Consider the following 14060-nt stretch of genomic DNA (forward strand, 5'->3'; position numbering starts at 1 on the left):
TTCCGGCTCATCCCTTGTAAGCGGCATCCATCGCGGCGAGCACGTCCTTGACCGAAGCCTGTCCGCCCAGGAGCTTCTGCAGCTCGTCCTGGTAGACCTGGGTCACGTTGGCGTTCGGCCAGGTCTGGTCGGGGAAAGCGGCGGTCTTGTCGCTGCGCACCTGATCCGAGACCCCCGCCAGAGCCGGCGCGGGCTTGAATCCCTCCACCGTGGTGCTGGGGAAGATGGATCCGGCCTTGACCGCGACGTCCATCCCCTTCTTGGACATGTAGAAGTCGAGGAACTTCTTCCCCAGCGCGACGTTGCCCTTGGCGTTGACGCCGTACCCTGCCCCCAGGCCGACCGGCAGGACAGTCTGCGAGGGGTCGTCCGTTGCGGGGAGTGCGGCGGTCTCGAACGTCGTTCCGCTCGGCGCGTCCTTCTGGATGTCGACGATCTGGTTGCTCACCGTCACGATGCCGAGGGCGTCACCCGTGGCGACCTGCTTCTGCGCGACTTCGAGGCTCGTTCCGAGCGAGTCCTTGGTGAAGCACCCGGCGTCGAGCATCTGCTGGTACTTCGTCAGCGCGGTGGTCCACTGGGAGTCGCTGAACTTCGCCTTGCCGGCTGCCTGCTGCGCCGAGAAGTCCGGGTTCGGTCCGTACACGAGAGTGGCGGTGAGAGCGTAGGGCAGGTAGTTGAAAGTACCGCCGGCAAGGCCGGCCATCGCGTAGGCCACGTTGCCCTTGGCCTTCGCGGCCGAGCAGAGGCCGAGCACCTGGCTCCACGTGGTCGGCGCCGTCTTGCCAATGGCCTTGAGTGCCTGTGTGTTGTAGGTGGCGGGGATGATGGTCGAGTTGTTGGCGACCATCAGCACCTTGCCATCGGCGCTCATGACGTTCTTGTTCGCTTCGTTGAAGTTCGAAGCCCAGCTCTCGGAGGAGAGGTCTGCGAGGTACCCGCCCTTTGCCAGGGTCTGGGCCGTGATCGGGTTTCCGTTGCCGGGGAAGACGACGTTGACATCAGCCGCGGTGCCCGAGACGAGCTGGGTGTTGATCTGCGTCAGGATGGCCGGCCAAGGATAGCCGGTCAGCTTGACCTTGACTCCCGGGTTGTCCTTCTCGAACTGGGCGATGACCGCCTTCATCACGTCGTCACCGGACCAGCCGGCAACCGTGAGGGTCTTGCTGCCGCCACCGGAGGATCCCGAGGCGGAATTCGAGTCGGTCGAACATCCGGCAAGTGCCAGAGCTGCGGCCGCACCGACACCGGCGACCGCGAATGCACGGTTTCTTCGCATGAAATGCTCCATTGGATTCCAAACGTGGAGCCTGGACGTTACGACCTCGTGAACAGGACTCGTCCGGCAATGTGCTAGTGACCGTAGGACTCGGGGATGCGAGTGTCAACCGGTTCACAAACACTGGTTCGCGCGACCTCTAGGCCGCCAGGCGAAGCGGCAGCCTGGAGTAGAAGCAATGTTCAGAGGCAGTGTGGCAGTCGACCCGCGATCGGATTCAGTGACGATCGGTCTACAAGGCTGGGGCGTGAGCCGCATGCGCGGTGGTAGCCTCGCGGATGGTTTCAAGAAGGAGGGCAATCGTGGGATCGGATGCGTCCGCCGGCGCTGCTCGGCGCCCCTCGATGGACGATGTGGCCCGGGCCGCAGGAGTGTCCAAGGGTGCGGTGTCCAAGGTGATCCGCAACGCGTACGGGGTCAGCGATGCCATGCGGACGCGCGTGGAGGCCGCGATCCAGGAGCTGGGGTACCGGCCCCGCATCGCGGCCAGGGCCATGAGGGGGTCGAGCTTCAGCATCGGCCTGGAGATCCCCAACCTCGGCAACGACTTCCTGACCCAGATCATGCAGGGTGCGGCCGCACAGCTGGCGGGCTCGAGCTACCAACTCATGATCGCCCCGGGGATCGGCGAACTCAGCGGTGCACCGGTCTTGGAGAACCTGGCCGACCGTCAGGTCGACGGTCTCATCGCGATCTCGCCCGAGGTCACGCCGGCCTGGCTCGAGACCCTCGCCCTCGAGCTCCCGATCGTCCTCATCGGACGACACGACGACTCCGTCAACTACGACACAGTCACCAATGACGACGTCGCAGGTACGACGTTGGCCCTCGACCATCTGCGCACTCTGGGGCATGAGCGGATCGCGCACCTCACGATGCGGATGCGGCCGGAGGCCCAGTCGCGCGCTCCGCACTCGCTCCGCCTGCTGACGTACGAGCAGATGACCGCCGGCGCCGGCCTGGACTCGATCATCGAATACTGCAGTGACGCACAGGACGACGCTTACGCTGTGGCACGCGAACTGATGAGCCGTAATCCCTCGATCACTGCCATCTTCGCCGGGCACGACACCCTGGCGATCGGCGTGCTGCGTGCGCTCGCGGATCTGGGGCTGACCACCAGGGACGTCTCCGTGGTGGGGTATGACGACATCCACGTCGCCGGCCACCCGCTGGTGTCGCTTTCCACCGTGTCGCAGTTCGGCGAGAAGATGGGCGCGAAGGCGATAGAACTGCTGATGGAGCGGATCTCCGGCGAGCGAACGACTGCGCGCCATTACCAGATCCACCCGGAGCTGCGAGTCAGAGGCTCGTCACAGGCCGCACGCAGCCGCACCCTGCCCGAGAGTCGCACGGGGAACTGAGCGCCGGACACCCGGAGCATGGGCAAGCCCGGCGCATCGGCCGCCCCTCTATGGCCGCTGAGTCCTGACGGCGGCCTGCCCCCTCCGCATGGCGAGGGATCCAGGACACAGCCCCGTTCATATGAGACGGACCGGACCATACGTGGCGGCGCGTGATGCCCGCGAAAATGGACCGGTCTACGGTCCCGACCGGGACTCGGTGTGACGCCGTGATGCGCCACCGGCCACGAGTTTCCACGGCCTCAGGCTCGACATCGGGTCCGGCGCTCGGATCGACGTGGCCAATCGGCACCCCCATCCGACGACACAGCAGATAGTTGTGTGAACCGGTTGACGTCCATTTTGGAGGCAGCTACCTTCAACCCCACGGCGCATCAGCCCACAGTCGGTGACCCCCAGCCCGGCGAAGCTGCCCCGAGGCGCCTGGTCTGGCCGTGCCGCGTGTCAACGCACTGCGTTGCCTTCGGCATCACCCTGAGAGGTCATCGATCAATGAAGATCACGGCCAGCCCTGTACAGGGCCCCGCAATCGCCGAGAGCCCGCTCCGGAAGTACCTGCCGACAGATCGTCGCAGACGCGTAGACCTGATCGTCGCGCTCGCCGCCCTGATAGTCGCCGTCCAAGTGGGCGCGCCCCCGGCACGGGCCGATTCCGCTCCCGCTCCCGCCTGCGCATGGATGGACACGACCAAGAGCGCGGACGAGCGCGCGAGCCTCCTGCTGGACGCCTCCACGCTGGATCAGACCATGCGCTGGCTGAACGAGGCATCAGCGAACGAGACGAACCTGACGACTTACGGGTCGGCCGTCTATCCGGACCAGCTCGCATGTGTGCCGTTCACTGCCGACGACGACGGCCCCTTCGGAGTCGCCTACACCCCAGGAGTGACCGCCTTCCCCGTTCCTCTGGCGCAGGCGGCGAGCTGGGATACCGGGCTGAGCTGGAAGAAGGGCGCCGCGCAGGCCGACGAGGCCTTCCGTAAGCGATACAACACCGTGCTCGGCCCGGCTGTAGACATCACCCGCAGCCTCTGGAGCGGTCGGAACGCCGAATCCCTGGGTGAGGACCCCCTGCTGAGCGGAACACTCGCCGGGGACTGGGTCAACGGGCTGCGAGAGGGAAACCCCGGCAAGCCAGTTGCTGCGGTGCTGAAGCACTTCATCGGCAACAACCAGGAGCTCGACCGCGCGGCGAGTTCTTCCACCATGGACTCGCGCACCCTGCACGAGGTCTACGGCATGCCGTTCCAGATTGCGAACGACACGAGCGGCCCCGCCGGCGTGATGTGCTCCTATAACCAGGTCAACGGCACGTACTCCTGTGAAAACCACTCGCTCCTCACGGACTACCTCAAGAACGAGGTGGGCTTCAAGGGCTACGTCGTGACCGACAACGGGGCCCAGCACTCGACTGCGGCATCCCTGAACGCCGGCCTGGACCAGGAGCTGAGCCAGCCGAACTACTTCTCACCGGCCAATCTGCATGCGGCTCTCGACGACGGTGAGATCACCGAGGCTCAGGTCCGTGCCGCGGCCTTCCGTGTCGTCCGGGCGAAGTTCGCCAACGGGCAGTTCGACAACCCTCTGCCCGCCACCGCAGCGCCGGATGTGCGTACTGCCGAGCACCACGACGCGGCCGAGAAGATCGCCGAAGAGGGCTCGGTCCTTCTGAAGAACGACGGCAAGCTGCTGCCGCTCAGCGGCCACGGCAAGACGATCGCGGTGATCGGACCGACCGCATCCAATACCCCCACGAACGGCGTGAGCGCCAAGACGGTGTGCACGGGGCCGCTGTACGGCCAATTGGGAGCGCCCGCGGCAGTCGAGTGCCCGGATCCTTCCGCTCCGCTCGACGCCATCACGGCCCGCGCGGCGAAGGACGGCAACACTGTCGTCTACAACAACGGAAGCGACCCCGTCTCCGCAGCCGCTACGGCTGCATCCGCCGACATCGCGATCGTTTTCGGATACAACTTCGGAGGCGAGTATTTCGACCTCCCGACACCGAACCTGCTCGGTGGGGGCGATGCTCTGATCAAAGCGGTCTCGGCTGCCAACCCCCACACGGTCGCCGTACTGGAGAACGTGGGGCCCGTCGTGATGCCATGGATCGACAGCGTGCCCTCGGTGCTTGAGGCGTGGTACCCGGGCGAGGCCGGGGGTGACGCCATCGCCGCACTTCTCTTCGGCGACGCCAACCCTTCGGGCAAGCTGCCCGTGACCTTCCCCAAGTCGGTCGCCGACCTGCCGACCGGCTCCGGGTCGAACGCGCAGTACCCCGGTGTCTTCGCCGATGGTTCGACGACGCGCACCGACCCGACGGCAATCCGTCAGGTGAGCTACAGCGAGGGGCTCGATGTCGGCTACAAGTCGTACGACGCCCGGCGCGTCGACCCGCTCTTCGAGTTCGGTCACGGAATGTCCTACACGACCTTCAAGTACTCAGACTTGAGCGTCTCGACGAAGAGCGACCCCGACAGCGGCGCCGTGAAGTCGACGGTCCGGTTCACCCTGAAGAACACCGGCAGCGTGCCGGGTGCGGAGGTCCCGCAGGTCTATCTCACCTTCCCGAGCGCGGTCGACGAGCCCGGCAAGCGTCTGGTCGGCTTCGACCGCGTTCGACTCGCGCCAGGACAGAGCCGCAAGGTCAAGGTCGTTGTGGACTCGACTTCCGCCAACCGGCCGTTCTCCGTCTGGAGCGACGCGAACGGGTGGCGTGTTGCAGACGGCAGCTACAGGATCTCAGTCGGCTCGTCGTCGCGTGCCCTGCCACTGCGGAAGTCGGTCGGGGTCGATCTCACACGGCCTGTCGCGACCACGCCCCCAGCGATCACCGGAGACCCGCGCCCCGGCTCCGAACTCAGCGCCAGCGCCGGGATTTGGAGCGAAACCGGCCTGAAGTTCACGTACCAGTGGATGCGTGCGGGCAGGCCGATCGCTGGTGCCACGGGGTCGGACTACCGGGTCACAAGCGCCGACCAGAGAACGCATCTAAGCGTTCGCGTCCTGGCCACGGCGACGTCCGGACCGGCAGGGACCGCGACGAGCCCGGAGGTGGTCGTCCGTACAGCTGCAACTGTCCTCGTAGCTCCGCAGCCCCTGCTGGGCACCACGACGACCAATTTCTCGGTCGCGGTACAGGTGGTCCCCTGGGCGGCCGGAATCACCCCGAGCGGTTCCGTCACCGTCAGCGTCGACGACAGGTCCGTCACCGGCGCTCTCACCAAGGGCCAAGTCGTGGTGCCGATCGGCAAGCTGGGCCGCGGCATCCACAAGGTCGCGGTGCATTACACCGGAAGCGACACTGTCGTACGCAGCGACGGCCATACGCTGATCACGGTCACACGTTGACAAGCCCGCCAGTCCGGTGGCTTCGACCGCGAAATGCAAAGTACCGCCACCATGGTCACTTCGGTAGCCGCACCGACTGCCGGATCAACATGCGTGCTTGGTGCGGGTGTGGTCGGCGACCAGGTCCGTGCGCCGGCCGGTGAGGATCTTGGGGGCGGTGACGGATTCGTCGCTGGTGCGTAAGGGGTTCAGGTCGCAGCGGATGCGGGCCTGGTCGGCGATGACGGCGGCGTCCTTGGCGTCGGTCTTGCCCTCGCTGCGGCAGCTCTCCGAGGCGCGCTGGACGGCCCGGCCAGAGGTGTAGTGCACCGGCTGACCGTGGTTGGTCAGGATCGCGATGGCCAGGGCGGCTCCGCCGTCGGCCAGGTCGATGCCCCAGTTCACCTCGTTGCCCAAGGCCAGGACAGCGGCGAGAAGTTCGAGGAGCTCGGGTTCGTCGTTGGCGACGCGTCGGGACAGCACCCTGCGGCCGCTCTCATCGATCGCGACGTCATGGTGGTGCGTCTTACCTGCGTCGATGCCAGCTCATATCGCGGCCATGTGCTGCCTCCGTACGGTGTGCTGCTGGTGCATCCCGACGGACGACCTCGCTGTCGATTCCCTACTCGGTGATCATTCGCAATTCCTTATTGGCAGCCGAGTCGTCGTGGGGCACCGGGCGGCCAATCAGTAGAAGCCATCAGCGGCAAAGCCTTTTGAACCGCCGAGTAGCCGAGGGGAATCTCACCCCTCGGCTCTCACAGAACCGTGCGGAACGATCTCTCGTTACACGGCTCCTGCCGTCCTGGTCACCAGGCCGAGGCGGTGGCCCAGGGCCAGTGCGCGAACATACGGGGGTATCGCTGGGCGATCTCCCTCATCTTCGCGATGGCCTTCCGCTTCGCCCTGAGCCGCTCGTATTTCTTGCGGATCCAGCGCACCAAGTAGGCGTTGATACGCGTCAGAAGAGGATCCAGTCCCGACCGCCGGAAACGGCCGTAGTACTGCATCCACCCCGCCACCCGTGGGTTGACCCACCGGGCGAGATCGATGAAGGAGAGGTCGGCACGAGTATGAAGGTGCCAGGAACGGACCTCCGCCCCGAGCCTCTTCAGTGCCTCTTTGCTGATCTCCGGGTCGAAGGAGAGAAATTTCTGCCCCTTCTTGTCCCGGCTCCTGCGGGCGCGGAAGGTGTAGCCGAGGAAGGTGAACGCTGTGTGCTCGTACGAGTTCCGGCGCTTGCCGTCCTTGCAGTACACGATCCGGGTCTTGTCGGGATGCAGTCGCAACCCGACCTGTTCCATCCTGTCCGTGAGCGCGGCCAGAACCTCGGTGGCCTGCCGCTCGGTGACGCAGTGGATGACCGCGTCGTCCGCGTAACGCTCGAACCAGACGCTGGGAAACTCCCGAGCCAGCCAGGTGTCGAACGCGTAGTGCATGAACAGGTTCGCCAGCACGGGCGAGACCAGCGCCCCTTGCGGGGTTCCCCGGTCTCGGACCAGCAGGCTGCCGTCGGGCTGCTGCATCGGCGCTTGAAGCCACCTCCGCACATACAAACTCACCCAAACGGCGTCAGTGTGGGCTTCCACCGCCTTGACCAGGAGGTCCCACCGGACACTGTCGAAGAACTTGGCGACATCGAGATCGATGACCCAGTTCCTCTCCCAACAGCGGTCCCGGCAGCGCGCGACCGCATCCAGCGCCGACCGCCCGGGCCGGTATCCATACGAATCTGGGTGGAATGCAGAATCCACCCGGCGCATGAGATGCCTGGCCACCACGGTCTGCGCGACCCGGTCAGCAACACAAGGAATCCCGAGGGTTCTTGTGCCTCCTCCATGCGGCTTGGGAATCTCCACCGAGCGCACCGGAAGCGGAAAGTAAGACCCTGACGACATCCGGTTCCAGACCTTGTAGAGGTTCCCCTTCAGGTCCTTCTCGAACTCGTCAAGAGACTGCCCGTCCACTCCGGGAGCGCCCTTGTTCGCCCTGACTTCCCTCCACGCCTCCTTGACTTCCCACTTCGAAATCTCAAACGGCTTGGCCTGTGACTTCAACTGGTCCACCGAATTCCTCCCGGACACTGCCCGGTTGACGCGATCAACTCAGCTACGAACGACCCGGCCCCTTCGCTCCACCCCCGTTACAGCGGCTTCAGCACTACTACGAGCCGGTCCGCCGGCGCACCTGACCTCGGTACTCGATCCCTTGCAGTTTCGGCTGCTTGGGACACTCCCTCTCGCCCGCCACCAAGACGAGCAGCGGCAAGGAACGCCTTCTCCTGTTCCATACGGAAGCCGCAGACCGGGCTCACGTCGCCTGCATGCCGGACACCGCCTGGCCAGTAAACGGGCACCCGCCAGACTCATCCCGGGATTGGGTATACACCCCGGTTTCGATGTCACCTTGTTCTTACGACACGTCAGCAGCGATTCACTTGCGTTCGTCTTCCCGGTCCCCACCTGACGCCTCTTACGACGCCTTTTCCTCGTCGCTCACCACGACGGTCTTCAGCCAACGCAGCACGAGGTGGTTTGAAGCCTCCCCCCGCAGGGCGACTCCGAAGGGCCAATAACCTTCATCTTCCGCACAGCATCACTTCAAGAACTGCTCCTACAACCAGCTCAATCCATGTTCAGGACACAAACACCCGGCACCCCTGGGTGGGTGAACCATACGAGGAGCTCACCACGTCCCGCAGAACAACGTAGGGAGGTCTTTCAGCGTGGCCACCGATCGGGGACAGGGCGCCATTCCGCTGTGGGCTGACACCGCGCCCTCAACGCGCCGCTGGACTCGTTGGTCCGGCTACTGGCGGTGGCGGCGGGCGGCCTGCCGCGGTGGCAGGGTCAGGGTGATTTGCCGGACGAGTTGCTGGAAGCATGCGAGGGATGCGAGGACGGGCAGAGCAGCTCCGGAGATAGCGGTGAAGGTTTTGTCTGCCTGTGCCACGCATAGCATTATCGCGATGGAAGAGAACAGCAGAACGATGAACCATGAGTGCACGGCTCGGCGCCGATGCAGGGCAGTGCGGAGGATGGAGAGAGAGGCCACCATCCAGGGGCCGTACACGAGTAGGGGCCATGACGGGACCGTTCCGCGTCCGGTGCCGGGCGTGATGTTCTGCAGAGGCCGGTAGGCCACCATGCCGCCGAAGACGCTGACCATCGCCACGATGACGGCAACGAGCGCGACGATGACGAAGCTGCCGGTCTGCAACCACTTGAGCCGGGCTTTTCGGACTTGGATTTTCCGGTGCCCGGCGGAGGAGTGTCGGGTGGGCGGCAGTTGAGCGGTGATCTGCGCCAGGCTCTCCATCGAGTCGGTGAAGTCGGCGCCGGACGAGGGCTCGCTGCATGGTGGCGGCACCCTGGCCGTCTGCTGCGGGGGGACAGCCTCTTGCAGGAGGTAGGCAAGTTCCTCGACCGGGTCCCATCCCGCGTCCGGTGTGGTCAGGGGAACCCTTGCGTGCACGCCGTCGGCAGGCCCCCCGTTCCAGCCGGTGTCCGACCCATAGGAGTACCTGTCGGAGTACCACTGACGCTGCGCGAACGGTGAATTCACATAGTCATGTGTCACGTATAGCGCCCCCGTCACGCACTGCTCGCGCGACGGCCAGAGCTTTCCTGGCTGTTCCATCGCGAATTGAGTTCCTCCTGAAGCGCCTCGAGCAGCCCGAAGAAGTCGCGAAGCAGCGGCTCGGTAATCCGATGTTCGGCCCACGCGCCGTCGCCGAACGCAGCGCCCTGTACCGCAAGCACCGAGTGCGCCACATCAGGAAAAAATGCGTATTTCCCCGCGGTCAGATTACGGACCAAGGGCAGATTATCCGTCCTCGCGCTGCGTTGAGGCAGTTCCTGTGGCTTGCTTTCGTTCATGCCTCTCTAACGCCGCTTGCCTCATCCGGATGCGTGGCAAATGAGTGACCCCGCGTAGGCGAAAACGTGAGTCGTTGATCAAGTCCTACGCATCTCACTTCGTACTTTATGAGGCGAGCGGATTTTCCTCGAATTTACTAGAGCAGCAAATAGGATTCGCCGCGGGTAGAAGGGATGAGTAATCCTGCCGGCACCCCTTGTGCCGGACACGGCAGCGTCCACCGGCCTGGACCGAGTGCGGCTGTGCCAGCGCCGTGGGGGAACGAATCACCGTCACAGCCGCCCAGCTCTAGGCGTGCCTCACTGGCGTGCCAACCAGTCCCGAAACCCCTCGTATGAGCGAGCAGGGCGTCGCAGGCATCAGAGACGGCGGCCGCATGCTGAACGCGGTGAGCCGTGACTTGCTGGTGTGCTGCGTTCGGGAGCCGAACAGTCAGCGTCGACATTGTGCGCCAGGTGCTGGCCGTCCTCTCGGCAGCCCCGCACCTGAACCCGGCGCCACTCACCTACGCATCCGTGACTCGGTGGATAGGGCTTCGCCCGCACCCGCCGGGTCGATGGTTGCGGCGGTGACGGGCCGCCCGGCTGCTGAGTGTGGGGCTGGTCCGGCCGGTCAAGGGCGCCTTCGGCGGCGCTCCGCGCTGGCCTGCGGCCACCCTGGACAGTCCTGACCAGCCCTAACGACCGGCGGTTTATCGGGCGGCCCGGAAACCCTGGCACCGCGGGGGACGACGACGCACGCCCGTCCTCCCCATGGCCACGACGACGCCGACTCCGCCGTCCCCATGGCCAATTACGAGGAGTTCCGGATGGGGAAATACGAGGCTCTGCCCGTTTTCGTGAAAGCCCAGACAGGAGCACACTGTGGCGGTGCACCCGAGCAGCCAAGCCTCAGAACCGCCACCCCTGCCTCCGAAGCCGGTTCTGCCCGACATGGCTGCAGCGCGCAGTCACGGGTCTGCCGCCGTCGTCGAAGCTCGATGCTGTCTCTACAACTCAGCTGGCGGTGGGCACGCGATGTCCACGAAATTCGCTCGCCAGGACACCCCTATCCGGGCATCGTTCCGCTGCTGGAGGCCGCTGCCGCGACACCACGGCTACGGCGGCTGTATCCGTTCACCAGCCATTTCGCGCTGCTCTTCAGCAGCCGCACCAGCGACCCCTGGATCTTGCAGGCCGGATCCATCGAACCTCTGCGCAGCGGATCGTTCAAGGTCCGTCGCCGTGATCCCCTCGCCGTGGTCGGCGAAGTCGAAACTGCCACAGAGGCCGTGAATCTGGCAGTGAAACTCCTGCCAGCCGACTACGAGCCGGTCGTCACCGCCTCCGCAACCAGCACACGTGACGGCGCACGGCCACACCGACCGAGGCCAGACCACTCGCATATACAAACCAAGATCATTCACCAAAACGCGGTCAGAGCCAAATACGAGACCGTCGACAGACGGCAAGACACCTCCCAAACCACTGAGCAGCTCACTGTCGCAGTGCTGTCCCTTCCCGCGGATGCGCTCTACCGGAAGGGTTCCGTGGTCGGCCGAACCGCTGGACGCGTGGGAGACGCACGAGAGCGCCTGGCGGAAGTCGTCCTGCCCCGCCTCCCCAGGCTGGGATCCCAAAGAGCGCGGCGGAGGTCGCCCGGCTTCGGGCGCGGGAATTCGAACTCGCCGGGACGATCGTCACGCACGCGTACTGGAGCGACCTCGCCCCTGCCGACGTCGTCACGGCCGGTGATGGCGCGCTCAAGCACCACCACGAGCAGCAAATGGCCGACGCCTCAAGCTAGCCGCCGGCCACTCCCGGTCGGCCTTCGCGTGCATGACCAGGTCCAGGACGTCGCCACCGAGGCGGCCGCTACTCGGTCGGGTGAAAACAGCGGGATCGAAGAACCTCTGTGGGTGTCCGCGCGTAGTGCCAGGCATGAGGCAGATCACTGACGCGCACGTGGTGGAGATTGTCGGCGACGGGTGAATCGTGACCCTCTGACGGCGGATCAAAACTGACCCACTTCGTGGTCTTCTGACCAACCTGATCTTGATCGAAGGTCAGGAGAAGAGGGTGATTTCCGTGGAGGACTGGGCAGAGATCCGCAGGCTGCACCGGGCCGAGCAGATGCCGATCAGGGCGATCGCCCGGCAGCTGGGCATCTCGAAGAACACTGTGAAGCGGGCCCTGGCCACCGACCGGCCGCCGGTCTACTCCCGGCCGGCGAAGGGCTCGGCGGTCGACACGGTCGAGCCACAGATCCGGGAGCTGTTGAAGCAGACCCCGACGATGCCCGCGACCGTGATCGCCGAGCGGATCGGCTGGGACCGCGGGATGACCGTCTTCAAGGAACGCGTACGCGAGCTGCGGCCCGCCTATCTGCCCGTCGACCCGGTCTCACGCACCACCTATCAGCCCGGCGAGCTGGCCCAGTGCGACCTGTGGTTCCCACCCGTCGACGTCCCGCTCGGTTACGGGCAGTCCGGCCGTCCTCCGGTGCTGGTGATGGTGTCCGGCTACTCGCGGATCATCGCCGCGCGGATGCTGCCCACCCGCACCACCGGAGACCTGATCGACGGGCACTGGAAGCTGCTGACCGGCTGGAACGCTGTCCCGCGGATGCTGGTCTGGGACAACGAGGCCGGCATCGGCCGCGGCAAGGTGACCGGCGACTTCGCCGCCTTCGCGGGCCTGCTCGCCACCCGGATCCACCTCTGCAGACCCCGCGATCCAGAAGCGAAAGGGCTCGTGGAGAGGGCCAACGGATACCTGGAGACCAGCTTCCTGCCCGGCCGCACCTTCACCGGCCCCGACGACTTCACCACCCAGCTGACCACCTGGCTGGCCATCGCCAACCGGCGCCAGCACCGCACCCTGGGCGCCCGCCCCGTCGACCGGTGGGAAGCCGACCGGGCCCAGATGCTCACCCTGCCGCCGGTCGACCCACCGCGCTGGTGGCGTTTCGCCACCCGCATCGGCCGCGACCACTACATCCGCGTCGACACCTGCGACTACTCCGTGCACCCCCTGGCCATCGGCAAGAAAGTCCAGGTCCGCACCGACACCGACGAGGTCGTCGTGACCCTCGCCCCCGGCGGGGCTGAGGTCGCCCGCCATCCACGGTGCTGGGCCAAGCAGCAGACCATCACCGACCCGGTCCATGCCCGCGCCGCCGCCGTTCTGCGCGGCGACTACCGCCACCACCACGCCTCCCGGGCCCAGGCCGCCCGCCGGCACAACGCCGCCACCGCAGCCGATGTCGTCGAGGTCGAACAACGCCAGCTCGACTCCTATGACCGCATGTTCACCCTCATCGAGGGCGGCGGCCAGGCCGATGATCCGGAGGTCTCCTGATGCCCGCCACCACCAAGACCCCCGCCGCGGCGGCGTCCCGGACCGGCCGTCAGACCGCAGCCGACCTGTCCTTCCTGGCCCGGGCGATGAAGGCCCCGGCCCTGCTGGACGCCGCTGAACGCCTGGCCGAACGCGCCCTGAAGGAGACCTGGACGCACACCGAGTTCCTCGTCGCCTGCCTCCAGCGGGAGGTCTCCGCCCGTGAGTCCCACGGCGGCGAGGCCCGCATCCGCACCGCCCGCTTCCCCGCGATCAAGACGATCGAGGAACTCGACATCACCCATCTGCGCGGCATAACGCGCCAACAGCTCGCACATCTGGGCACGTTGGACTTCATCACCGGCAAGGAGAACGCCGTTTTTCTGGGACCGCCGGGAACCGGGAAGACACACCTGGCGATCGGACTCGCGGTCCGCGCCTGCCAGGCCGGCCACCGGGTCGCGTTCGCCACCGCCGCCGAATGGGTCGACCGCCTGGCCGCCGCCCACCACGCCGGACACCTCCAGGCCGAGCTCACCAAACTGTCCCGCTATCCGCTGATCGTGATCGACGAGGTCGGCTACATCCCCTTCGAATCCGAGGCCGCGAACCTGTTCTTCCAGCTCATCTCGAACAGATACGAACGCGCGTCCGTGATCGTCACGAGCAACAAACCCTTCGGACGCTGGGGCGAGGTCTTCGGCGACGAGACCGTGGCCGCCGCCATGATCGACCGCCTCGTCCACCACGCCGAGGTCCACTCCCTCAAAGGCGACTCCTACCGCATGCGCGGACGCCAACTCGGACGCGTCCCCACCGCCACACACGACACCGACTGAACACCAGCAACCAGACCCGGTGGGTCAGAACTCGACCGCCCACACCGGGTCA

9 protein-coding genes and 1 pseudogene are annotated in these 14060 nt (G+C 65.9%); 5 read left to right on the forward strand and 5 right to left on the reverse strand.

Features of this window, described 5'->3' with window-relative positions; genetic code table 11:
* Positions 1–7: 7 nt before the first annotated feature.
* Positions 8–1279 carry an ABC transporter substrate-binding protein gene (locus ACW4TU_RS09705; protein ID WP_457426645.1) on the reverse strand — a complete coding sequence of 424 codons (1272 nt, stop codon included), beginning with the start codon at positions 1277–1279 and terminating at the stop codon, positions 8–10.
* Positions 1280–1581: 302 nt separating this feature from the next.
* Here ACW4TU_RS09705 and ACW4TU_RS09710 point away from each other — a divergent pair, with 302 nt between their 5' ends.
* Together ACW4TU_RS09710 and ACW4TU_RS09715 are read left to right on the forward strand one after the other, a co-directional pair.
* Positions 1582–2643: a LacI family DNA-binding transcriptional regulator gene (locus tag ACW4TU_RS09710; protein WP_457426647.1), complete on the forward strand. Its 1062-nt coding sequence runs from the start codon at positions 1582–1584 to the stop codon at positions 2641–2643.
* A 492-nt stretch (positions 2644–3135) separates the two neighbouring features.
* Positions 3136–5994 carry a beta-glucosidase gene (locus ACW4TU_RS09715; protein WP_457426649.1) on the forward strand — a complete coding sequence of 953 codons (2859 nt, stop codon included), beginning with the start codon at positions 3136–3138 and terminating at the stop codon, positions 5992–5994.
* Between the two features lie 102 nt (positions 5995–6096).
* Here the strand turns inward: ACW4TU_RS09715 and ACW4TU_RS09720 are convergent.
* The 4 genes and pseudogenes from ACW4TU_RS09720 to ACW4TU_RS09735 all read right to left on the reverse strand — a co-directional run.
* A pseudogene (locus tag ACW4TU_RS09720) lies at positions 6097–6513 on the reverse strand (IS110 family transposase); the annotation flags it as partial.
* A 269-nt stretch (positions 6514–6782) separates the two neighbouring features.
* On the reverse strand, positions 6783–8039 hold the full coding sequence (gene ltrA, locus ACW4TU_RS09725) for a group II intron reverse transcriptase/maturase (protein ID WP_457426651.1): 1257 nt from the start codon (positions 8037–8039) through the stop codon (positions 6783–6785).
* A gap of 742 nt (positions 8040–8781) precedes the next feature.
* On the reverse strand, positions 8782–9612 hold the full coding sequence (locus ACW4TU_RS09730; RefSeq protein ID WP_457426653.1) for a DUF2637 domain-containing protein: 831 nt from the start codon (positions 9610–9612) through the stop codon (positions 8782–8784).
* The gene (locus ACW4TU_RS09735) at positions 9567–9851 is read right to left on the reverse strand and encodes a hypothetical protein (RefSeq protein WP_457426655.1); all 285 of its coding nucleotides are present in this window, start codon (positions 9849–9851) and stop codon (positions 9567–9569) included. Before ACW4TU_RS09735 ends, ACW4TU_RS09730 begins: the two co-directional genes overlap by 46 nt.
* Before the next feature lie 980 nt (positions 9852–10831).
* On the opposite strand from ACW4TU_RS09735, the gene ACW4TU_RS09740 reads away from it, so the two are divergent.
* From ACW4TU_RS09740 to istB, 3 genes are all read left to right on the forward strand, one after another.
* Positions 10832–11788, forward strand: coding sequence for a DUF6193 family natural product biosynthesis protein (locus ACW4TU_RS09740; RefSeq protein WP_457430004.1), 957 nt, complete (start codon positions 10832–10834; stop codon positions 11786–11788).
* 121 nt (positions 11789–11909) lie between these two features.
* Positions 11910–13190 (forward strand): IS21 family transposase, encoded by a 1281-nt coding sequence (gene istA / locus ACW4TU_RS09745; RefSeq protein WP_457417022.1) that lies wholly within the window; start codon positions 11910–11912, stop codon positions 13188–13190.
* Entirely contained in the window at positions 13190–14008 is an 819-nt protein-coding gene (gene istB, locus ACW4TU_RS09750) for an IS21-like element helper ATPase IstB (RefSeq protein ID WP_457417023.1), read from the forward strand. Before istA ends, istB begins: the two co-directional genes overlap by 1 nt.
* Positions 14009–14060: the final 52 nt, after the last annotated feature.

Source organism: Streptomyces kryoterrae (genome assembly GCF_054072135.1).